The sequence below is a fragment of the Paraburkholderia sp. RL18-101-BIB-B genome, assembly GCF_046026985.1.
Classification (GTDB): Bacteria; Pseudomonadota; Gammaproteobacteria; order Burkholderiales; family Burkholderiaceae; genus Paraburkholderia.
The window spans coordinates 1-20,152 of the sequence record NZ_JARESV010000082.1; the positions used below are offsets into that span (position 1 = coordinate 1).

Annotated in this window: 26 protein-coding genes and 1 pseudogene; 10 read left to right on the forward strand and 17 right to left on the reverse strand. The window is 58.5% G+C overall.

Annotated features, from left to right (window positions below):
* The 8 genes from P0D73_RS43975 to P0D73_RS44010 form a co-directional block, all read right to left on the reverse strand.
* Positions 1–807, reverse strand: an 807-nt coding sequence (locus P0D73_RS43975) for a hypothetical protein (RefSeq protein WP_408435975.1), incomplete at its 3' end; no start/stop codon positions are given.
* On the reverse strand, positions 804–1,439 hold the full coding sequence (locus tag P0D73_RS43980) for a hypothetical protein (RefSeq protein WP_408259086.1): 636 nt from the start codon (positions 1,437–1,439) through the stop codon (positions 804–806). The genes P0D73_RS43980 and P0D73_RS43975, both read right to left, overlap by 4 nt.
* 417 nt (positions 1,440–1,856) lie before the next feature.
* Entirely contained in the window at positions 1,857–3,065 is a 1,209-nt protein-coding gene (locus P0D73_RS43985) for a hypothetical protein (protein ID WP_408259089.1), read from the reverse strand.
* A 240-nt stretch (positions 3,066–3,305) separates the two neighbouring features.
* Entirely contained in the window at positions 3,306–3,872 is a 567-nt protein-coding gene (locus tag P0D73_RS43990; protein WP_408259091.1) for a hypothetical protein, read from the reverse strand.
* Positions 3,873–3,894: 22 nt separating this feature from the next.
* Positions 3,895–4,503, reverse strand: coding sequence for a hypothetical protein (locus P0D73_RS43995; protein ID WP_408259094.1), 609 nt, complete (start codon positions 4,501–4,503; stop codon positions 3,895–3,897).
* 11 nt (positions 4,504–4,514) lie between these two features.
* Positions 4,515–4,817 (reverse strand): hypothetical protein, encoded by a 303-nt coding sequence (locus P0D73_RS44000; protein WP_408259097.1) that lies wholly within the window; start codon positions 4,815–4,817, stop codon positions 4,515–4,517.
* A 741-nt stretch (positions 4,818–5,558) separates the two neighbouring features.
* Positions 5,559–5,708 (reverse strand): hypothetical protein, encoded by a 150-nt coding sequence (locus tag P0D73_RS44005; protein ID WP_408259099.1) that lies wholly within the window; start codon positions 5,706–5,708, stop codon positions 5,559–5,561.
* A 94-nt stretch (positions 5,709–5,802) separates the two neighbouring features.
* On the reverse strand, positions 5,803–6,075 hold the full coding sequence (locus P0D73_RS44010) for a DUF4148 domain-containing protein (RefSeq protein ID WP_408259101.1): 273 nt from the start codon (positions 6,073–6,075) through the stop codon (positions 5,803–5,805).
* A gap of 512 nt (positions 6,076–6,587) precedes the next feature.
* On the opposite strand from P0D73_RS44010, the gene ku reads away from it, so the two are divergent.
* Both ku and P0D73_RS44020 read left to right on the forward strand, forming a co-directional pair.
* Positions 6,588–7,505 carry a non-homologous end joining protein Ku gene (gene ku, locus P0D73_RS44015; RefSeq protein WP_408259104.1) on the forward strand — a complete coding sequence of 306 codons (918 nt, stop codon included), beginning with the start codon at positions 6,588–6,590 and terminating at the stop codon, positions 7,503–7,505.
* Positions 7,502–8,446 (forward strand): tetratricopeptide repeat protein, encoded by a 945-nt coding sequence (locus P0D73_RS44020; protein WP_408259106.1) that lies wholly within the window; start codon positions 7,502–7,504, stop codon positions 8,444–8,446. The genes ku and P0D73_RS44020 overlap by 4 nt, the downstream gene beginning before the upstream one ends.
* Positions 8,447–8,485: 39 nt before the next feature.
* Here P0D73_RS44020 and ligD read toward each other — a convergent pair whose 3' ends face one another.
* Together ligD and P0D73_RS44030 are read right to left on the reverse strand one after the other, a co-directional pair.
* Positions 8,486–10,456: a DNA ligase D gene (ligD, locus tag P0D73_RS44025; protein WP_408259109.1), complete on the reverse strand. Its 1,971-nt coding sequence runs from the start codon at positions 10,454–10,456 to the stop codon at positions 8,486–8,488.
* Between the two features lies 1 nt (position 10,457).
* Positions 10,458–10,754, reverse strand: coding sequence for a hypothetical protein (locus P0D73_RS44030; protein WP_408259112.1), 297 nt, complete (start codon positions 10,752–10,754; stop codon positions 10,458–10,460).
* Between the two features lie 137 nt (positions 10,755–10,891).
* On the opposite strand from P0D73_RS44030, the gene P0D73_RS44035 reads away from it, so the two are divergent.
* The 7 genes from P0D73_RS44035 to P0D73_RS44065 all read left to right on the forward strand — a co-directional run bounded on the left by P0D73_RS44035 (position 10,892) and on the right by P0D73_RS44065 (position 14,018).
* Positions 10,892–11,380, forward strand: a complete 489-nt coding sequence (locus tag P0D73_RS44035; protein WP_408435977.1) for a hypothetical protein — start codon at positions 10,892–10,894, stop codon at positions 11,378–11,380.
* 20 nt (positions 11,381–11,400) lie between these two features.
* Positions 11,401–11,889 carry a hypothetical protein gene (locus P0D73_RS44040; RefSeq protein WP_408259117.1) on the forward strand — a complete coding sequence of 163 codons (489 nt, stop codon included), beginning with the start codon at positions 11,401–11,403 and terminating at the stop codon, positions 11,887–11,889.
* 90 nt (positions 11,890–11,979) lie between these two features.
* The gene (locus P0D73_RS44045) at positions 11,980–12,174 is read left to right on the forward strand and encodes a YqaE/Pmp3 family membrane protein (protein ID WP_408259150.1); all 195 of its coding nucleotides are present in this window, start codon (positions 11,980–11,982) and stop codon (positions 12,172–12,174) included.
* Positions 12,175–12,211: 37 nt separating this feature from the next.
* Positions 12,212–12,409 (forward strand): hypothetical protein, encoded by a 198-nt coding sequence (locus P0D73_RS44050; protein ID WP_408259119.1) that lies wholly within the window; start codon positions 12,212–12,214, stop codon positions 12,407–12,409.
* Positions 12,410–12,418: 9 nt separating this feature from the next.
* The gene (locus P0D73_RS44055) at positions 12,419–12,727 is read left to right on the forward strand and encodes an H-NS histone family protein (protein ID WP_408259121.1); all 309 of its coding nucleotides are present in this window, start codon (positions 12,419–12,421) and stop codon (positions 12,725–12,727) included.
* A 191-nt stretch (positions 12,728–12,918) separates the two neighbouring features.
* Positions 12,919–13,317 (forward strand): hypothetical protein, encoded by a 399-nt coding sequence (locus tag P0D73_RS44060; protein ID WP_408259124.1) that lies wholly within the window; start codon positions 12,919–12,921, stop codon positions 13,315–13,317.
* A gap of 14 nt (positions 13,318–13,331) precedes the next feature.
* Complete coding sequence (locus P0D73_RS44065) at positions 13,332–14,018, forward strand: SOS response-associated peptidase family protein (RefSeq protein WP_408259126.1); 687 nt, start codon at positions 13,332–13,334, stop codon at positions 14,016–14,018.
* A gap of 571 nt (positions 14,019–14,589) precedes the next feature.
* On the opposite strand, the gene P0D73_RS44070 is transcribed toward P0D73_RS44065, so the two are convergent.
* The 6 genes from P0D73_RS44070 to P0D73_RS44095 all read right to left on the reverse strand — a co-directional run bounded on the left by P0D73_RS44070 (position 14,590) and on the right by P0D73_RS44095 (position 18,874).
* Positions 14,590–14,859, reverse strand: a complete 270-nt coding sequence (locus tag P0D73_RS44070; RefSeq protein WP_408259128.1) for a hypothetical protein — start codon at positions 14,857–14,859, stop codon at positions 14,590–14,592.
* Between the two features lie 148 nt (positions 14,860–15,007).
* On the reverse strand, positions 15,008–15,358 hold the full coding sequence (locus tag P0D73_RS44075; RefSeq protein ID WP_408259131.1) for a hypothetical protein: 351 nt from the start codon (positions 15,356–15,358) through the stop codon (positions 15,008–15,010).
* The gene (locus P0D73_RS44080) at positions 15,324–16,817 is read right to left on the reverse strand and encodes a phosphoadenosine phosphosulfate reductase domain-containing protein (RefSeq protein WP_408259133.1); all 1,494 of its coding nucleotides are present in this window, start codon (positions 16,815–16,817) and stop codon (positions 15,324–15,326) included. The genes P0D73_RS44075 and P0D73_RS44080 overlap by 35 nt, the downstream gene beginning before the upstream one ends.
* 79 nt (positions 16,818–16,896) lie before the next feature.
* Entirely contained in the window at positions 16,897–17,739 is an 843-nt protein-coding gene (locus tag P0D73_RS44085; RefSeq protein ID WP_408259135.1) for a hypothetical protein, read from the reverse strand.
* An 85-nt stretch (positions 17,740–17,824) separates the two neighbouring features.
* The gene (locus P0D73_RS44090; RefSeq protein WP_408259137.1) at positions 17,825–18,289 is read right to left on the reverse strand and encodes a phospholipase D family nuclease; all 465 of its coding nucleotides are present in this window, start codon (positions 18,287–18,289) and stop codon (positions 17,825–17,827) included.
* A 396-nt stretch (positions 18,290–18,685) separates the two neighbouring features.
* Positions 18,686–18,874, reverse strand: a complete 189-nt coding sequence (locus tag P0D73_RS44095) for a hypothetical protein (protein ID WP_408259140.1) — start codon at positions 18,872–18,874, stop codon at positions 18,686–18,688.
* A gap of 636 nt (positions 18,875–19,510) precedes the next feature.
* On the opposite strand from P0D73_RS44095, the gene P0D73_RS44100 reads away from it, so the two are divergent.
* Positions 19,511–19,822 (forward strand): hypothetical protein, encoded by a 312-nt coding sequence (locus P0D73_RS44100; protein WP_408256034.1) that lies wholly within the window; start codon positions 19,511–19,513, stop codon positions 19,820–19,822.
* A 61-nt stretch (positions 19,823–19,883) separates the two neighbouring features.
* Here the strand turns inward: P0D73_RS44100 and P0D73_RS47060 are convergent.
* Positions 19,884–19,958: pseudogene (locus tag P0D73_RS47060) on the reverse strand (IS6 family transposase); the annotation flags it as partial.
* Positions 19,959–20,152: the final 194 nt, after the last annotated feature.

Consider the following 20,152-nt stretch of genomic DNA (forward strand, 5'->3'; position numbering starts at 1 on the left):
TGCTGGCTTCAGCACTAGAGCGTACTCACGCGGTCCCCTCTCACCAGGAATGGTAAAGCTCCCGCCCTTAGCGACAAGCAAAGGGAATTGTCCTGTGTACGGACTCTGCGGGATGTCAAACGACATCGGATAGCCAAGGTTCCCCAACGCTCCGAGCCCAATACTGACGGTGACATCGACCTTCGTTGGGTCATAAAGGATGGCTTGATAAGTAAGCGATTGCCCATCAGGCGCCAGTGCAAACGTGACGCGGATGTGGAGGTCTAGATCTTTGTTGAAGCCGGCACCGATGCTAGTGCCGTTGCCTCCCCCATAGGGACAGGCGCCTCCTCCTCTCGGAAGAGGCCACGGCGGATAGACGCGTGGACCGAAAAATTGCACATGTAACTGAATATGTCCACTAGTTGCTGCGTGGCTGTTAAGTAGAATGCTGCCATCGTCCTGCGTCGCTGCGCGGAACCCAGTGAGCTCGCCTTGCGCGTGCAAATCTCCGGGCCCCTGCAATTCAGCAAAGCTGTTGCACAGGCCATTGTTGTCGACGATGTGGCCGTTCACCGCTGTCGATTGCAATGTGAGTGTTCGTTCATTTGAGGGCCGTCCATTTAGGTCAGCGACCGCCGCAACGATCGGTTCGAGCGATGCGAAAACGCGCACGTCAGTATGGAATGTCTGCAGAGGCGCCACTAGCGACCCCACATCCTTCTGAAGGGCCGCTATGCGAGCTTGTTGCTCCGCTATACTCGTTGTTGTATCGGCGAGTGCTTGTACACAAGCGGCAAGGATGGCGAGTGCGATGATGACTTTCATGATCCCACCCGGGCGGTTACTGTTCCATAGACATGCAGGCCATCGGAAAGCCAAAGGATGCGCGATACCGCAGTGTGACCGGTCACGGTCAGGGCCGGTGTCGTCACCACAGCACTGACTCCGGTAAATCTAACGAGCATCTGATGCGCAGGTAACGCTAGAGGAATGTCAGTCGCAATTGGCACCAGGAATTTTGCGACTTCGCCTAGCTTTTTCGACGCTTTCGTCTTGATCAGATCCTTTACGAAGCCGCCTACCTTAAAGTCGAAAATGCCCCATTGGGCGCGCGGTACTAGTTCTTCAAGTCGCACGCTGACCGTCAACTGTGATGGGCTGGCAGGGTCGATCTTGGTCTCAAGGCGCGCGGTGCCCACAACTTGCAGTGTCAGTCCAATATCCTTCTTGGTAGCTTCGGCGTCGACGGTAACGAGAGGATATCCTAGCCTCAGGTCCGCGGTCACGGACTTGATGGTGAGCGTCGCATCGGAGACGTCAGGTATGGGCATGGTTACGCCAGCTACCCCCTTGAGGCCGGAGTTGATAAGGTTCTTCGAGACAAATATGCTGACCGTTCCCGGCCCCTCCAACACCAAGGTGCCACCGGCAGAATGCGAGCTAAGGTCATTCTTCATTGCCTCGAGCGAATCCGCCTCCGCCCTGAGCATATTGAGTTGCTGCTGGGAAAGTTCTTCGTCTGTGTTGCATCCAGCAAGAAGCGTTAGACAGCTAGTTAGCACAACCGCCCTTAAGTGTCGCTGCAGTGCCATTTCCCTAACCCTCTTTCTGTGATGAATACACGACCGATTCTGGACAAGTCGGCGATGGGATTGCTAAAGAAAACAACGTGGACCGTGACAATGTGAAGCGAACGTTCATATTTTTCGATGCCATGAATTGCAAGAAATCATTCGCAGAAAGCAGGTTTTATGGGCGAAATGCGCTGGCCCTAAGCGTCCACCGGGCCTCTAGCGGGGATCGCCCTCTTTTCCTTTACTACCTAAATTCCACTCACCCTTGAAAGCGGTAACGACGTAGATCTGTCGGCGGTATCAACTAGCAATGTCGGGACGCGGCCCGCTTTTGTTGTGCTGTCCAGGGCGCGTGCCTGCGCCCCGGATATTGACGAATTTGCTCAGAATGTCAAACCAAAACGGCGCGCCGAGGGAGACGGCCGCCACGGAAATGACAAGACCAAGGACCTTCAACAGCCATTGCGGAATCGAGTTAGGGAAGTCCGTCGGGCGTCCCCCGTTGTCCTTGTCATACGTCGTCCAACCCAGTGGAAGCTCGACCATTTTTGCGGCCTTTAGCACATTTGCTTCGTTACCCGGCCTTCCTGATGTCGTAACGGTCGTCGACGCAGCCGCGTTCGCGGTAGCCGCCGCTTCTGACGATGACGCGCCGGTAGCGCCCTTCGATCCCGAATCCTTGCCATCCCGGACCGCTTCTTTGCTGGCTGTTACGAACGACGTACGGAGTGCCTCGTTGGTGCTCAGGACCTTGGCGAGCATGATCGTATCCGCGTTGGCCCCGAAGACAGCGATGATTGCCACCACATATAACAGGATTTGCGTCCAGCGCTTGTACCAGCCGGTTACACGTTCCATAGACTGGGCGTACCACTTCTCCACGCTGGCTTGGAAAGCTTCCTTCCCTTGTGTTGGGGTGGCATTAGGGCCTCGATTTGCACCGGCCATTTCTTGGCGTGCATTTTCAACTAGCGCGCGCAGAGCGTCGTTCGTGTGTCCTATCGTGGATAACTTGATCGCTTCGTGAAGGGAGTCCAGAAGATCCGCGCTGGAAGCATTGCTGGGGAGCGTGCGTCCCATGTCGATTGCCTTTTTAATTTCTTTATCGAGGTTAGCCTTGTTCTGTTCTTCTTTGGCTTGTTTCGCAGACCTGACGATTTCCTCGCTCGCTTGGCCCTTGTCGTTAATGACCCGGCCAATTGTCGATAAAATATCGACCAGTGCTGAAGCGGCGATATTTGGAGGTATGTAAGATGGCCTTCGCGTTTTCTTGTCCGTCTTGCTTGCGTATTCTGAGATGCCGTCGACTAAGCCGTGGGAATAAAGTTGCTGCGCGATTCCAGTAAACGTCGAATCATTGAGAAGATTCTTTATGCCCTCGAGCAACGTCTTCCCTCGCTGATTCCTTGCAGATGCGATGGTCTCGACCACCGACGTACATACCAAGCTGAAGAGCAGATAGACGAAGAAGATCCCGATTGTTATTTCGAGCGACGATGAGCTTAGCACTTGTCCCCCCTTTATATCGACCCGGACTCGCGGACGTCTTGCCACGAGTGCACCGTTCTGATGAGACCCACACTACGCAAACGGAACGGCAAGAAGGTTACGCACGAGCACTTGTGCCGTGATGCTTTCCTCTACGTGCGAATCGTCCAAAGCGTTAGGCCTCGAGAACGCCGAGAGTACGAAACGCCAGAGCGGGTCCTGAGAACCCTCATCGTCCCATTGCTGCCTATGTGGAGAAAGCTAGCCAAAAGGTTTCTCTAGCCAATTCTTAAGATCTTCGATTCCCTGAGAGAAAAAGCCCGCAGTAACGTTGATCGGATCCTCGATGAATTTTCGAACGTCGCCATGGATTTGTAGAAAGTCCAGAACATCGCTACGCACTTTCGGAATAAGTGCGTTCTCACCTCCGAAAGGCCGACCGTGGTAGACCGCGCCCAAGTCGACGTGCGCTGCTGCGAGGTTTCCCGTAAGAAGGATGAACGGAAGCATAGCAATCCCTAAGGCTATATCGTTCACTTTTTGCGCATCGCCGATCCAATCAGGGACAGCGTCTTTATCGCAGGCGTTTTCATGCGCTACCGCATTTTGCATCCCCAGTTCCTTCATTTCGTTCATTCTCTTTAGCAGCAGAACGAGATTAACCGTCGCTAGCCCATCTTGTATCTCGTGGTGTGTCGGATCGTGGCCAGCGGCAGTATCTTCCTCAATCATTTTTTGGGTTTCGGATAAACGCGGTCCAAAAAATTCGTCGACTTTCGCACGGATCTGATCGCCGTAAGCCTTGCACTGAGCGTTCGTAATGGTCAAGGTTAGCTCCTTAGTTTTTCTTTCAGAACTTTGGAAGGTCGATCTTTATCTCTGGAAAATTAGGCACAGGGAGGTCGGGCAAAGCCTTTCCGATCGCTCCTATCACATCAGTAACCACCTGTTGCGCAGTGTTAACCGGATCTGATAAAAATTTGGCTGTATCTCCTCCAATACCAAGTGCGCTTAGCACATCCGCGCGCGCCTTGGGAAATAGAGCGTTGTCGCCCCCGAATGTATGACCCTTATAAACTTCGCCAAGGTCAATCTTTTGAGCTGCATAGTCGTGTGTAAGGGCGACATATGGAAGCAGAGCAACAGTCATTGCGAAGTCAGTGATCTTCTGAGTATCGCCGACCCACTCAGGCGGTGCCGCCGCATTGCAAGTTGCCTCACGCGATTCGGAGTCTGCGTACGCAGAATTCTTCGCATTAATGGTCCGCTGCAATAAAATTTCGTAATCAACTGTCGCTATGCCGCCTTCAAGTTCGATCGCCTTGGGGTTCAAGCCTTTGCCAATCGAATCTTTGATGAGATTTTTGGTCTCTTCGATTTGATGATTGTAGAACTCGTCAGCTTTTTGACGGATTGCATTGCCCCATGCGGCGCATTGCTCCTTATAAACGGTACCCACTGACGCCTCCTTTAAAATTTAACGCCGAGCGCCTCTAGCGCCTTTCGAATGTCATTGTTCTTACCCAGTCCATTAGTGATGTCGCTGTACGCGTTTCGGAGAGCCTTTACAATGTCGTTGTTTTCACCCGGCCCGTTAGCGATGTCATTCCATGCGGTGCGCAAGGCCTTGACAATTTCGCCGTTTGGCCCAAAGGGCTCTTTTGAATTTAGTTCTTTGATCAGCTGATCAAGGGCCAGCAGTACGAGTGCAGTCGCCGGATCGACCTCAGTGCACACACCCGTATTGCAAATCACTCCCACAGCATCGCCCATTGGGGCCTCCGTTAAAACGCCAGACTCATGAGAAAAAATTATCTCGCATGCGGAGAATTCTCAAAACGCGCTGGTTGATTTTAGGGGCAACCGACATACCGAGAAAGTTCCAATGCCGCGCTTATTTACGTCCCGGATTAGCAAAGTGTTATGGAAGAATAATAGATTGCGACCGAATTGCAAGCTGTTCATGTATCGGGTAAACGGCCAGGAATTTGATATCACTATGTCCGCTACCGCACCGTTCTTTTCTGCCGATTGTCGTAGGAGGCGAGAGAGAACGTGGTGACGCCGTTTCCACGTTGCACGTTACAGATGCCCAAAGCCGACGGCTTCTCAGCATCAGACGCTGCCGCCAGCGACGCCGCAGACGAAAGGCCTGTGATTGTACGAACTGCGCATTAAATGGGCTCGGTGTCGATACGCAGACACAACCGTTCGAGGACTTGCTGGGGGGTGTCGCGACCATTCGAAGGCAGCACCCAGTGAACCAGTGAACAGTTGGTTCGGGAGCATTGAGCGATGCCGTAGCATACCGGTCAACGAGCGCAGCGGCCGCCACGCGCCGTTTATCATCGCAGGTTGAGTGTCCGGTCCCTGGGTAGAAGGGACGTCTCAATGTCCGAGCGATGGTGTTGGCCAATGACTCTTCGTGGCCGCTCTGAGCCTCAGACGCCGACTCACTTCGGCCATCTATAGCCGAGTACCGCGGCGACCGGATAGCTAACTCTCGAACCTCATCTACTCGCGAATCTGCTCCAGGTCCAGGGGATCGTCGGGATCTTTGCGTGGTAGGGCTACCAGCGGGTTGCGACGGTGACAAACCGGGCAGGTGAAGTAGAGCCCTTCGTCGTCCATACTTGGCTCCGCCAGTTGCAGCGTCGTCACCATTTGACACCCGTTGCATATCCACATGGCGACCTCCGGACGTGACCTTCCCGTTATAGTTCACGCCCGCCAGATACGCACGCACCCTCGCCTTTAGCTACGGCTGCTGGCATTCCGGCATACCAGTCGTCGCGAGCCGCTGTGCGGCCTGCAGATCGTCTGGATAGTAGGGGTCATCCCAAAGCGACGGGTCATAGCCCGCCTTCCTCAGCGCGCTCAGTTCGCTTTGGCGCTCCGCCATCGTCGGTGGCGTATTGGCCCTGAGCGCGGCAAGGTCGCGGCACTCCGTTTGGCTAAGGTGTCGGCCGGTGTACGGCGCGGTGCCCATCGCACAGCCAGCCAGCAAGAGTACCGAAGTGGAAATTGCCAAGCCTGTCTGCGGTCTGCCCACGATACCGACCTCTCGCTAACATTGCGTACGCAATTGCATGCCAGCGGTGCTACCGGGTCGCCCCGATGTCAAATCGAGGCGACGCCCAGTTACGCGCCAGCAGGGAGTTACTTGTCGCCGCTGCCGAGCTCGCTGTGCTTGTGCGAATGCGTCGCACCGTGAACGGGCTCGTAATGCGCGCCCTTGCCGGAGCGCGTCGGCGGGGGAAGTGCTCGCCTTCGTGACCTCGAATTCCGGCCCGTTACCGCCCTCCTTCACGACCTTATAAATGCCTGACGTCTTAACGATCTGGCCGGGCTTGTGCTGGTCTGCCATCTGGATTCTCCTTTTTATGTGAAAGATGGTGACCCTGAAGCAAACCTCGCGCCTGTCCGCGGCTGGAACGTCACCTGCTGGTTGTCGTCACCGCCGGCGTAAGAACGAGTGCTAATCTCTTTGCATCGGCCCCGAGGCGCAGATCGCCTCCTTTCTTCTGACATCAGGAGACGTTCATGGCTGCCCGTTCGATCGCATCGCTTTCACTATCGTTTGGACTGGTGTCCATTCCCGTGCGCCTGTATTCCGCAACGTCGGCGTCCGAGACCATCAGCTTCAACCTCCTTGCCCCGGACGGCTCGCGCGTCCAGCAACAATATGTGTCGAAAGCCACCGGGAAGGTGGTCGAGCGCGCCGAGATGCAGAAAGGCTACGAGTTCGAGAAAGAGAAGTTCGTTGTCTTCACGAAGGACGAACTGAAGGCGCTCGAAGAAAGCCCGAGTCACATCGTTGAGATTCTGGCCTTTCTGCCCGACCGCTCAATAGACCCGGTCTATTACGACAAGGCGTACTTCATCACACCGGACAAGCGCGGTGGCAAGCCATACAGCCTCCTCAAAAAGGCGCTTCTCGCGAGTGAACGTTGCGCACTGGCATCCTGGAACTGGAAGGGGAAGACCCATATGGTGCAAGTGCGGGCAACCGTCGACGGCCTCATTTTCCAGCAACTGCTATGGGGCGACGCAGTTCGCTCACTGAAAGATCTGGACATTGAGGACGCATCTGTCACGGACAACGAATTACAGCTTGCCCTAAAGATAATTGAACAGGGCGAGGCAGAAAGCTACGACCCAAGCCAGTACGAGGACAAGGAAAAGAAACGCGTTCTCGAAGCGATCGACGCGAAGATTGCAGGCAAGCAGATCGTCACGCCTCAGGAAGAGGCAGCAGCCGATGGCGGCCAGGTCATCGACCTGATGGAGGCGCTGCGCGCCAGTCTGGCAAGAAACGCGAAACGCAGCCCGTCGCCTTCGCGCGCGAAGCCCGCCGCCCCGGTCGCTGAACTTCCTGCCAAACCACGCAAGACCGTGAAACGGGCAGAAAGGGCCGAGGAGCCAGTCGCCGCGCCCACCAAGACCCGGGTACGGCGGTGACAGGCCGCTCTGCCGACCATACATTCTCGCTCCGGGAAGTGCAGTCGCTTCTCGGGGTCTCGCGGCGCGCCCTCCGAATGCTCATCGTCGCCGGGTTTGTGGAGCCCTCACACGGCGCGCGCAACGATTTGCGCTTCACGTTCCGCGAGGTCGTTCTGCTTCGCACCGCGCTGAGACTGCAGGGATCTAGGATACCGCCCCGCCGGATTTTGAAAGCCCTCTCGCGTATCAGGGACGAGTTGCCGGATGCCGCGCCCCTTTCCGGCGTGCGCATCACAGCCGTCGGTGACGCGGTAGCCGTCACGACCGGCGATGCGCAGTGGGATGCCGTCTCGAGGCAGCTACTGCTGGACTTCGAGGTTGCGGACGTAAAAGGCGACGTGACGTTTCTCGATAACGCGCCGGCCAGCCTTAGCGCACGCCGCAAGCAGGCGGAAGACTGGTATTCGCTCGCGGAACAGTTGCAGGCGACCGATCCGGTCGGTGCGGAGGCCGCGTACCGCAAGGCGATCGAACTGTCGCCCGAGCCCGACTTTCACGCTTATAACAATTTAGGCGCCCTGCTTGCCAGCGACCAGAATCGCTGCGGTCACGCACTCGAGGTGTTCGATGAGGCGCTCAAGCATTTCGAGGATGCGGAACTGCTGCATGCGAACCGCGCTGTGCTGCTTGAAGAAGCCGGGCGACTCGCAGATGCCGCTGCCAGCTATCTGCGCTGTGTCGAGATCAACGGGAAGAACGACCAGGCGGCGCTGAATTACGCTGTCCTGCTGGAGGAGCTGGGGCGGCTTGACGAGGCGTTGGCGGCTTACGCCCGCTGCCTTGAGATCAATCCGGGGAACGAAGAGGCCTTGCGCCACCTGACGCGGCTGCATGAGCAGAAAGGCGACGACCGCGCCGTCATCCGGCATCTGAGCGCATGGCGTCGCTCTAACGTCTGACGCCAGTCAGCAACTGCGGCGCAACCAGCGGGCCGTTGCTCAGTCCATGCCAACGGCGCGTCGCATCGCCGCAGTTATGCCCTGCCGGGTCTGCCAGTAGTCCGGCCACGGGTCGGCCTTGAGCGATCGCTGACGCTCGATGGCGGTCCGCATTGTCCACTCGTCGCCCCGGCTCACTTCCCTGATCTCGTCCCACGAGACGGGCATCGACACACCCATGCCTGACCTCGCGCGCACGGAAAACGCTGCGACCGTGCTCGCGCCCCGACTGTTACGCAGATAGTCGATGAAAATCTTACCAACGCGGTTCTTCGGCCCGAGCACCGCTGAGAATCGCTGAGGCACGACCCGCGCCATATGGCGGGCGACCGCATGAGAAAACGCCTTTGTCTCGCTCCACCCCTGTCGGCGCGTCAACGGCACTATGACGTGAAAGCCTTTTCCGCCGCTCGTCTTGGGGAACGACCTCAGCCCCAGTTCATCGAGCACGACTTTCAGCAGTTCGACCGCTTCGAGCATGACCGACCACGGCAGCGCCGGGTCTGGATCAAGATCGAAAATGACACGGTCGGGATGCGCGAGATCCGGCGCGACGGCGTTCCAAGTGTGCAATTCAACGACGGACATTTGCGCAAGGCCCACAAGCGCTTCGGCCGCGTTGGCAACAAGCAGTGGCGGATGGCGCGGATGCAGTTCGGTCGGCAGTTCCTCGATGCCCGGAATGCTCGCTCGCTCACTGTGCTTCTGGAAGAACAGTTCGCCCTTGATGCCCTCCGGTGCCCGTACCAGTGCAAGCGGCCGGTTATGCAGATGCGGCAAGGCCCACTCCGCAATGGTGGCGTAATACTCGACCATCTCCCGCTTGGTGTGCCCTGTCACCGGGTCCATCACTCGCTGCGGGTTCGATATCCGGACGTTCCCAATTCTCAGCGCACCCTTTGGCCCGGGCACTTCACGTGTCGAACCTGCGTCGGCCTCAACGGGTTCGTCGTCCTCCACTGCGACCATCGGCTCCTCGCTGACCGCAGACGCTGGCTTGTCCTCGCGCACCGCATGAAAAATGGGGTGGCGCACTTCGCCGCCCGGCGTCCATTCGAGGAACGAGCATTCAACGACGATCGACGGATCAAGCCACAGATAGTCGCGCTCCTTTTCAGGCTTTGGCGGGTTGTAGAAAGCGGTGGCTTCGCGGCGTACTGGCTCTGCTCTCGACAGAAAGGCGGACGTGGCGCGGGTTGAGAAATAAGGCCGGACGTTGCCGGCATATCGGAGGGAGCCGTCTTTCTCATAGACGCCCAGCAGCAGCGAATGCAGGCCGGAGCGCGCGCCCTTCGCACGCGTGAAGCCGCCGACGACAAATTCCTGGCGGGTGTTGCATTTGAGTTTGATCCAGGCGGGCGACCGGCCCGATTGGTACGGCGCGTCTCCGCGCTTACCGATGATGCCTTCGAGTTTCATTTTGCACGCCGACGCGACGAGAGACACCGGGTCCTGCGGAAAGTCTTCGGAGAAGCGGATCACATCGGACGTCTGCTCCGCCATCAGTTCACGCAACAACGCCCGACGTGCACGCAGCGGCTGTTCGCGAAGATCGGTCCCGTTCAGCCAGAGGATGTCGAACACGAACATCACGATTTCGGCGGTGCTGCGCCGGTCGAACGCGTTCTGCAGCGCGTTGAAATCGGGCTGACCGTTTGAATCAAGCACGACCGCCTCCCCTTCGAGCCAGGCATCGTCGACCTGAAGCGCCTTGCAGGCTTCGGCAAGACGGGGCATCCGCTCTGTCCAGTCATGCCCGTTGCGAGTGAAGATCGTCGCCGCACCGCCCTCAATGCGCGTCATCACGCGGTAGCCGTCGAACTTGATTTCGTAGGACCAGTCGCCTCCCTTCGGCGGACGGTCCACCAGTGTCGCCAGTTGCGGCTGTATCAACGCTGGCAAGCCCGTCCCGCCCCGCGCTCCTGGTGGAACGACAGCGGTTTTCGACCGCCCCCGGCTCCAGCGTCCCATCTCACACACCGGCCTCGTGCGGCGGCGCATCCATCAGCCACTGCTTCACTTCCGGACGGCTGCTGAATACCGGGTCCGCCACCCAGCTTTCGAAGGCCGGTCGCCAGTCCTTCCAGACGTAATCGTCCATGTCGAACTCCTCGTCGACGGCGCCTGTCCCCCGCTCACACAGGAAGGCGAAGACCACCGAATAGCCGTTCCAATACGCGACCATGCAGTCGTTCAGATCCGCAGCTGTGCCCTGTGGCAGATCGCGGAGCATCATTGCAAGCTGGCGTACGAAATCGTGACGAGTCATAAGGCTCCTCCCCTTCACCCGTTCGTGGGCAGGAAACGCACGCGTTGCGGTGCGCCCATCGGGACCACAGCAGTTTCCATACCGGCCCACCTGCGCGCTCGACAGGATTCAGTTTTCTGATGTTCCGCCGATAACCAGTGAGCCGCATCCGCCCCCTGACACAGCATAACGGCCTAGGTATGATCGAAGGGGCGAACTTGACAATCCGTTCGCGCCAGTACGATGGAATGACATCCATCGAGGAATTTATGACGCGACACGACCGCAATCAATCTCGAAGCATGAGCACGCATCTGAAAATCGCAGCAGTTAAAGCCCTGATCGTCGCCTCTTTGGTGTCTGTCGTCAGTCTGCAAGGAGCAGCGCCCGCCTCTGCGGGAGAACGCGGCGCGCACATCGGCTGGCATGTCCGGCAGCCAGCAAGGTTCATAGTCTCAGGCGTATTGCGACAGGACGGAACGACCGAGGTCATCAAGCCGATCCACGCCATCGTTGCCGCCGACGACGGAGACGCTGCCGTGGCGATGTTCTCCGGGACAGCGCGGAAACAATATCCGGGCTACACGCTGATCGCAACGCTTGCTTCGCCGGTGCCCGCAGCAGGCACGTGCGAAAACAGCATTTAAGTCTTCGACGCAACACGTCAATGCCCGTATCGAAAAAGCGCAGGAAGCTGGCCAACGCGAGCGCCGAGCAGGCCACAAAGAAGCGACTGCTGACGTCACCGCTTGCACGCGCCGAGGCAGACCGCATAGTCCTGCATATCCGCGTTGGCCTTGAAGCGATCCGCTCAGGCCACCGCGATGAAACAGCATTGCTCAACCTGCAGTCGGTGATCCTGCTCACTGAAATGCTGACGGCCGAAGGGCGAGGCGCCTTATCGTTGGACATGATTCGAGACACTGGCCGGCGCATTGTTCATTTACTGGAAGAAGGCAAGGATACGGAGCCTTGGTCAGTGCCTGCCGCGCTTAGCGACGCCCTGACAGCGATCGTCAACGAGTACGACCGGATGATGCATCAGGTGCCGTTGCAGGCCGTGCTTGCCGCCACCGGAAAACTGGAGCGTCTCGAGGAAGAAGACCCGCAGCATTTCCGCTGCATGCGCGACAACGATGCCCGCTCAGCTGACTGACGTGCGTTCCATGACCGCTTTGTGGCGAGCGTTCGCCCAATGGCCAGCGAGTCGCTGGCAGTTTTTTACCTTAACCACACAAGGATCAAAATGCGTTTGTTGCTTGCTCTCGTTTTCCCGTGGCTGCAGTTCTTTACTATCGGCCGCCCCTTTGCGGGAATCATCTGCCTGCTGCTGCAGATCACACTGATTGGCTGGATTCCGGCTGCAATCTGGTCGGTCTATGCGCTGAGCCAGTACAAGACCGATCAGAAGATCGAGCGCGTGCTCGGGTCTCGCGGTTGAATCAGCCACTCAACGCGCTCAGCACACGAGACACAGCATGTCTGATGTAGATACACAGACGGAATGGAAGCAGGATTCGCCCTATGGCTGGTCGCACGCAAGCGGCTGGTCCATTGGGCGATACGTCGTCGCAGGCGTATCGCATTTCATCCTTTGGCAGGGTCGCGACCACCGGGGCAAGTTCGCAAGCCTCGAAGCGGCTCAGGCAGAGCACCGCCTGCTGACGAAAGCATAGGAGAAATAGATGTCGAGTTACCTCAAGCTCAAGACAGAGCTCGCAGCGCTGGACCTTCAGATCGACATAGCGCTCGCCCGTGAAAAGGCTGCGGCGATTCGCGAGATTCAGGCAAAAATCACGGAGTGGTGCATCCCACTGCGCGACCTTCAGCAGGCGCCGGGCGGTCGTCAATCCCGCGTCAGGACGGCCGGCACGCAAGACCCGAAGTACAGAGACCCGTCGAGCGGGGCCACCTGGAGTGGCCGCGGACGCGCGCCCGGCTGGCTAGCTGGCAAAGACCGTACCGCATTTGAGATTGCGTCACCCGCGTCTTGACGCGCGAACCTAGCAGCGCATAGCCGGTTGGCCGCCGAGGCACCCGGTTCCATGCTGCTACCATTGCGAGAAGCCCGCTGACTTGTGGCGGGCGATCCAACGGAGCGATGAACAGAATGGCGTCAAGCCGAAAGCGCGCGGGCGACAAAAAGATGGCGCGCAGGCCACTTACCAAAACGAAGCTTTTGCCGATGAACGCCGCACTGGCGCGCGACCGGTCACTCTCCTGTCACGTGGCGCTGGACGGCTGGCGTCGGGGCCACGGGAACCGTCGCATCGTCAACGAACTCACACGAGCGACCTATATGACGTGGTTCCTTCAGTGCGCCGGTTATGGCGACGCGCCGGTCGAACTCTTCAAAGTCGCCGAGTGCGTTGGGGAACTCACGCTGATGAAGGCACATGAAAGCAGTGAGCAGGACGGCTGGTCGCTCGACGAGGAGTCGGTTTCTACGTTCACAGCGATTCTCGCCCTCCACGACGCCCAGCTGCGGACCGCCCCGCTGCATCAGTACGAAAGCGCCGAGCGGCGCCTTCTCGCTTTCCTGAAAGGATCGGAGCGCTCCCCTATCCCTGAACCCATCGATTGACGGAGGAAAAGGCCATGTGTACCAGTTACGAAGCGCCTGGCAAGACCGAATTCGAAACGTTCAGCCTGTTTCCTGAACCGTCATTCGACTATCGCAGCGACATATACAAGGATTACGCTGCTCCGATTCTCCGACGTGTCGACGGTCAGCTATCGACCGACGCTGCGAGTTTTGGCATGATTCCCCGCGAGCGGATTCCGCCTGGCGTCAAGGTCTTCGACACGATGAACGCGCGCAGCGAAACAGTGGGTCAGATGCGGAGCTTTAGTGGCGCCTGGAACCTGCTTCAACTCGCACTGATACTTTGTCGCCGGTTCTACGAGCCTTCGTACGAGACTGGCAAACCTGTACGCTGGCGCATTGGCCTGGCCGACGAAGGCGCCTGCGCTATCGCCGGCCTGTGGCGCGCATGGGATAACGCGGACGGCTCACAGGCGCTCTCGATGACGATGCTTACCTTGAATGCCGACGAGCATCCGTTGATGAAGCGGTTCCACAAGCCTGGCGCGGAGAAGCGCGGCGTTGTGGTGCTTCCCAAATCCGAACACCTCGACTGGCTTTCGTGTACCAGCACTGACGAGGCAAGATCTTTTCTGCGATTGCTACCAGCCGATGCGTTGCAGGCCGAGCCGTACCCGCTGCCACCGCGGAAGCGCGCGGCAGGCGCGGCCGGAGACGGCGAACAACCATCCCTTATCTGAGTAGGCACTTCGGGTTCCACGCTTGCTCCGTGCAAGACGTCGAAAAAAAGTTCTTCGGCCGCTTTGGCGGCACAGCCCCCGCAACGCGGTGATTGTCCGCTGCTACCGGTCGGCGAGCTCTAGCGATGTCCCGACATATCCGCCATTCGCTTTGCTGCCGCGGCCGCACCCCGCTACTGAATGCGCCGAACGATAGATCCGTCGGCGGCCGTTCGCCCACCCAGCACGCGCTGGTTCACCAAGATCTTCTGCGTATGTTTGTCCTGATTTGCCACGAGCTTCTCAGCCCGATCTATCCGAATCGCCGACCGCAGGCAGGACCACGCGTACGGAAGGAAAACCAGTAGCGTTATCACTGAAGCGATAAGCACCTCGCCAGGCTGTTTGAAAAGCAGTCGCGAAAAGATGAAGGGCACAAAGCCGACGAAAGAAAGAACGCCATATGCGCCGGTATACGTCCACTTGCGCAGCCGCCGTGGCCATGGCTTTCTGTAACGCGGTTTGAAATCGATCTGCAGATCCCCGTGCTGCGGGAAATGTCCCAGATAATATCTGCCTAAAATGTAGTCTTTCAGGCGCCGGGAGCACCTTTGAGCGATAGCAAATATTCGATCTCGTCCGCACTGAGACGCGTGGTGCCGGCTATCGCCTGATAACCTTTTTCTCTGAGGAACGGATGCATCGCGCTGTTTCGCGACGCGTCCTCAAGAAACTCGCGAGCGAACTTGTACTCGTCGCGCATCCTTCCTCGCTGACTGATTTGGAAGTCATATAGCAGCTTCCCTACCCCGCTAACGCCGATGAGCAGAGCGCCGATCTTAGATGCAATTTCGATGTCCATTTATCGCCTTTTTTCGTCTCTTCCCGCTTTATCGGCACTGCGTCGGCATACTTGAAATCGGGGGACGCAGCGCTGAGAGGGAGCGTTCAAAAAAAATCCCCGAGGCGTTAGCCCCGGGGACGTTGGAAAGGTTACTGCCGCACAGCAATCAGGCTGCGACGGCGAACAGGTCAAACTGCGGCGATACCGGTTTCAGCATCGCCATGTGTGCCGCGTCACTGATGCTGTTAGCGATCAGGTGAAGATCCAACTCATCAGGTGTCAGATTCAAACGCTGCGCGAGCCTGTTGAAGTACTGCCCGCGCTTTGCCATCTCCTGATATCGCTGGGCCATGCCGACAGGCAGTCTCACCATCCCCTCGTTCAGCCAGAAACGCGCTGACTCCAGTGCATCGTGATGCTGCGTTCTCAGCATGAACGCGGTGTCGTACGTGCAGGTCACAAACTCGCAAGCGGCTTCCGCATCAACGTCGAACTGCGAGGCTTCCTGGAAGTACACCGTTTGCTCGCCTGCTGACGTACGCGCGTACCAGCCTGCACGCTCGGGATGCCGAATAGCGATTCCACTGCTCCGCGTTGAAATCACGGAGACCCACAGTAGGCGCCTCGCGGTCGTACTGATCCACCGAATACCAGCCATGCAGCACGATGTCCGCCTTCGGCCTGGGCTCAACATCAGGAACCGCATATCTGCGACCAAGCACGTTCACGTCATGCCACACAGCAAGCGCGGGAAACGCATGGGGCGCGTAGTGGTGCATAGACAGAAAGAAATCGATCGCCACAAGTTGCCGCGGCGTGACGAATTCGAACTGCGGATCGCACAGCATCCGGTTGTGTTCGGTGTCGGCAATAAGCCCCGACGCCAACTCGCCCGAATGTCGCTCTGCGCGGTCCCGCTCGTCAGCATCGATCGACAGCAGCATACGCAGCATGCGGATGCGCTCCCAGTACCCATAGGTATCCGCCTGAATCCGCGTGTACCCCACATCACTTAACGTCCTGCCTACGAGTTCACGGCGGGACAGGTCCCACTGGATCGCAAGCAGGTAGTTACGGAATTCATTCAGCGGCTTCAGGTGCGCATGCTCCGGCTCCTGGACCATGAACTCCATAGACTTGTCGCGAGCGCCTGTAACGCCGCAGAAAGCGCATCCGAACCTCGAACCGCACGCTGCACGCACGCCGCTCTCGCCTGCTATGACACCGCAGACACCGCCATTGCCAGCGCGATAGATATCCGAAAGCCTTGCGATGGTCGCCGGCGCGAGCGGGCTCTTAAATCCGAGCGAAGAATCCGCCATACAGCCGAGCATCGTCCAGACATCGTCAGAGGTCCAGTCACGCAGCGGAGAGAGCGACAACGATCCGGAGGCCTGCCGTGTTGCCACGTCCGCCTGTTCGTTGCGCTCAGTCATGGCGACGCGGCGCACTGCCGACTCATCGAGTCTCGTGCCGACAACGCTAATGACTTCCTTCACGCGCGACGATGACGCCTCCTTTTCAAGGCGCGCGCGAAGCCTGCCCTGTGGTTGCAACTTCCAACTGTCGGCGCACGCTCTGATGCGTTTGCCGTCACGCACGCCATTCTCCGGTGTTCGGACCAGGGTCCCCCGCCCGATCGTTGAGACAACGAATTGCGACGCCAGTGACGGCTGGGTAACGTGGATCTCGACCGGCAGTCCACTGTCCTCGACAAACATCGCGACTTCATCGAGCATCGCGTGAAGGAAGTTCGCGGTGCTCGGGTTCTCGATCGTGGTATCGGACGACGTAATGTAGTGTCTAACGCCGGGCATTGCATGCCCCGCTCGCCTGACTGCTTCGAGCATCAGCACCATTGCACACGTGCTGTCCTTGCCACCACTTACGCCTGCGGCCAGCACATAACCCTGCTCGATCAACGACTGCATCGACGCAATGGCTGTTTCCATCAAGCTGTGAATATCACGGTCCATCTGTTAGCTCCGAATAAAAATGGGAGCGTCCCTTTTCGGGATGTGCTCCCAAAAGGGTTAAACGAGAAACATGAGTTGACTACAAGATCAGGCCGAAACTTGCGGCTTGAGCATCTGTGAGCGACTGGTCGGACGCAGCAAAAAGATCCGGCTGTCGAGTCGCCCGATCGAGGCGAGGCAAGGCGTTGGAGAAACGGCTCGGCCCGCTGCCGTCGAAACTATCAGCGCCGGCGGCCGCACAAATGTGAATGCGGCGGGCCGAGTTGACGCGACCGACATGCAAATGGCAATTCCGTCGACGCGCAAGGAGGCCCCACGCTTCGGCAGTCGATTCCTTCCACTCCGTTGATCCACCGATAAAAATGCCAACGACGGGAGAGAGGTAGGGCGCGACGTCTTCGAGTTGCATCCCGTTCTGCACGGCAATGAGCAGTTGCGATGGCATGCCTCGCAGACGCTCCATCCAGCGCAGCGAAAAGTCGAGCGACGCGAGACCGCCCTGGACGATGTCCGGAAGGACGATCCAGTCAGCGCGCTCACCGAGCTTGTCGACGACTGCCAGAAAGGCAGACTCGTCAAACGGCTCGCCGCGCTGGTAAGCGGTCCACGCGCCGTTGTCGATTGCGTAACGCATGCCTTCGGCACGGTGCTCGCCTTTCGCCGAGACGAGAAGACGCCAGTCGGCATGCGCAAGCGCATCGAGGTTGCGCCGCGTGCCAGTCCGGCTCGCATAGCCCACCATCGGCGGGCGGTGCATGATCAGACGCTCTTCAATTTCACGATCGTCGTCGGCGCTGCCATCAACGCAGTAATCGGCGTATGCCATTACAGCTTGCGCCCAACCCTGCTTCTCGCCACTCGCGTACGGCGCGAGCCAGCGAGGCAACGCAGCCGCCGCGGACGGTGTTGCTGCATGAACCATGAAAACTCCACAATTGAATGCGGAGCGACCCCGGCGGGATCGCTTCCCCGCGAGGTCATAAAGAAAAATCGAAGCGGTGTCGCCGTTAGCGGGCGCGGTAAGGCTCCCCCTGCGACGTCACGGTCTTCCACTCATCGAGATACGCTTTCGCAATCTCAGGATGGTTGGAAAGCACCAGCACGTTTTCGGAATTCACGCGTGCGGCCGCCTGGCTGTAGTTATACGAACCCGTCTCAACCGTTGCGTTGTCAACCACCACGAATTTGCTGTGCTGCAAGGGGTAAGCACGTACAACCACGACAGGCACGCCGGCATACGCAAGCGCACCCATCGCGGCCGCAGCTTTTCCACTGCGATCCTCATCCACATTGCTGTGGTAATCGACAGTGACTGCGACATCAACACCGCGCCGCTTTGCATCCAGCAGGGCTCTCACGACTGCCGGCGCAGTGAACGAGTAGGCCATCACCCGGATCGACTGCCGCGCGCTGCGGATGGTTTGCAGCACAAGCTGCTCGGCGCCACCGTCCGGCGAAAACGCGACCTGCACATCGTTGGTCGCGCCATGCGTAGGGTCCGCCCAGAGCATCGAAGCCCCTGTAATGAGGGCGCCCGCACCGTCGCAATGACAATCTGTTTCATCATGACATCTCCTTCGTTTACTGGAAAAAGCCCCGGTCCCACAAAGGGAAGCCGGGGCTGCACAAGGTCTGCTCAGGAGCAGGTCTTAGGATGACTGACCGGGTATGTGATAACCCGGCCATCCGGACACACTCGAAAGTCGCCCGGTTCGCCTCGCGGCGCCTGAACGACAATCACCGAGCGTGTAGTTGCGGCGGGCGCCTGAGGTTGCGCCGTACAGGCACACAACGACGAAGCGCCTGCCGCAAGCAGCGCCATCAAAAAAAGGTTTCCATCTGTTTTCCTAAAAGGTTGTGCGCACCGCTTACGCGGCGTGGCGATCAGCAGGCTGCTCGCTCGTGTGGACCGTTACCCACTTACCGTTCACCAGAACGTCGCGCATGAGCGTGCGGCTCAGGACGTAGGTATGGGTGTTGCCCGATCGGGGCGAGCAGGCCCGGACCGACAGCGTTACCGCTTCGGTACGGGCATAAAGATTTCGAACAGTGGACATGGCGTTCTTCGATAAAAGAAGACGAGGGAACGCCCCTGTGGTTCCTATACCTTAATCACGCATTTTTGATAGGGCTAATGGTTTTCCGCTTTACCAGCGAGGAGTTGTACGCACTCTTGTGATGTATGTATGAATGCATCGTAAGACATGCAAACGCTAGGGATCGGTGTTTACACCGGTCCCTTCATTCCGACGTGTGCTCTGTTCGCCGAATTGGAGCGTCCACAATGACCACTCCGGACTGCGGATTCGACCGGCCGATTCCGACGGATCGATGGAACCGCTCAGCCGGCATGCGAAGTCGCAAGGCGGTCGACCGTAGCCGGACCCGTTGCTGCCAGTCGACCAGTCGGAGTTGAAAAGGCAGGTATCTGAGTGGAACGGTCATTCCGTGCCGTCACTCGAGGACAAGTCATCTATTTGTTCGACGCCCGCCCAAGTCCGCGGGCTCGCAAGCGCGTGACTGCGCATGCGGGCAGGCGTTGAATAAACCTGAAGGAGGAAACCGCGGAGTGCTCCGGCACGGTTGAAGTCGCGAAAGCTAGGCGGTCTGGGTCCAGGGTGCGAACTTGCGCATGCGCATGTCGTCAACCATGCGCCGGCGCAGCGGGGCTGACGCCCGGATCGGAGGAGATCATGATGGGGCTCCTGCTGGAGAACGAGGCGGATTGCCTCATTCGCCAGGCGCTGCGGATTTGGTGTTCCGCCAGTACGCGGTGTTCCGACACGCAACAAGCGGCTGAGAAAAAGAACTATACAGTGGGCGCAAAGGGCAGATGGCCGGCGCGAAATCGCAAGTGCTTCTTGCCGTACGAGTACGACCATCGCAGTCTTGCAGAGGATCTCGACCAGATCCAAATCCCGCAGGACATCGAGGTCATGCTCGGCGAGAAGGCCAGCACGGTTGCCCGGCTCATCAAGGGCGAAGGCCGACGGCCCGATCGTTGATGCGTTCCGGTGCATTCAGGAAACAGCGGGCGACGCTGCCGCGTACGAGTACCTGCGCGCCGAAGCAGCGCACGGCGCAGCTGATGACTGCGGCGGGAAACCGATAACCGTGATAAAGCGATTTTGTCTTCTCCATCTTGCAATCTTAGGCGACCACCTCGCCAACGTGGCAGAGCCGCTGACGCATCTACCCCAATTGAGGCGATTGAGTTAGCCGGAGAAGCGGCGTGCTTTGAGGGCATATGCCGTCAGCGATCAAGAATCGCTTGACCGTTTAGATCTGGAAGACTGTCGCAAGCTGAGGTCCCTCAACCGCTACCTGACGCGGAG

Coding starts and splice junctions, on each gene's coding strand:
- P0D73_RS44065 (WP_408259126.1), top strand. CDS start 13,332: ATGTGTACCAGTTACGAAGCGCCTGGCAAGACCGAATTCGAAACGTTC.
- ligD (WP_408259109.1), bottom strand. CDS start 10,456: ATGGGACGCTGGAGCCGGGGGCGGTCGAAAACCGCTGTCGTTCCACCA.
- ku (WP_408259104.1), top strand. CDS start 6,588: ATGGCTGCCCGTTCGATCGCATCGCTTTCACTATCGTTTGGACTGGTG.
- P0D73_RS44060 (WP_408259124.1), top strand. CDS start 12,919: ATGAACGCCGCACTGGCGCGCGACCGGTCACTCTCCTGTCACGTGGCG.
- P0D73_RS44050 (WP_408259119.1), top strand. CDS start 12,212: ATGTCTGATGTAGATACACAGACGGAATGGAAGCAGGATTCGCCCTAT.
- P0D73_RS44070 (WP_408259128.1), bottom strand. CDS start 14,859: ATGGACATCGAAATTGCATCTAAGATCGGCGCTCTGCTCATCGGCGTT.
- P0D73_RS44000 (WP_408259097.1), bottom strand. CDS start 4,817: ATGGGCGATGCTGTGGGAGTGATTTGCAATACGGGTGTGTGCACTGAG.
- P0D73_RS44030 (WP_408259112.1), bottom strand. CDS start 10,754: ATGACTCGTCACGATTTCGTACGCCAGCTTGCAATGATGCTCCGCGAT.
- P0D73_RS44095 (WP_408259140.1), bottom strand. CDS start 18,874: ATGTCCACTGTTCGAAATCTTTATGCCCGTACCGAAGCGGTAACGCTG.
- P0D73_RS44080 (WP_408259133.1), bottom strand. CDS start 16,817: ATGGACCGTGATATTCACAGCTTGATGGAAACAGCCATTGCGTCGATG.
- P0D73_RS44055 (WP_408259121.1), top strand. CDS start 12,419: ATGTCGAGTTACCTCAAGCTCAAGACAGAGCTCGCAGCGCTGGACCTT.
- P0D73_RS44005 (WP_408259099.1), bottom strand. CDS start 5,708: ATGGTGACGACGCTGCAACTGGCGGAGCCAAGTATGGACGACGAAGGG.
- P0D73_RS44040 (WP_408259117.1), top strand. CDS start 11,401: ATGCCCGTATCGAAAAAGCGCAGGAAGCTGGCCAACGCGAGCGCCGAG.
- P0D73_RS43980 (WP_408259086.1), bottom strand. CDS start 1,439: ATGAAGAATGACCTTAGCTCGCATTCTGCCGGTGGCACCTTGGTGTTG.
- P0D73_RS44085 (WP_408259135.1), bottom strand. CDS start 17,739: ATGGTTCATGCAGCAACACCGTCCGCGGCGGCTGCGTTGCCTCGCTGG.
- P0D73_RS44100 (WP_408256034.1), top strand. CDS start 19,511: ATGATGGGGCTCCTGCTGGAGAACGAGGCGGATTGCCTCATTCGCCAG.
- P0D73_RS44045 (WP_408259150.1), top strand. CDS start 11,980: ATGCGTTTGTTGCTTGCTCTCGTTTTCCCGTGGCTGCAGTTCTTTACT.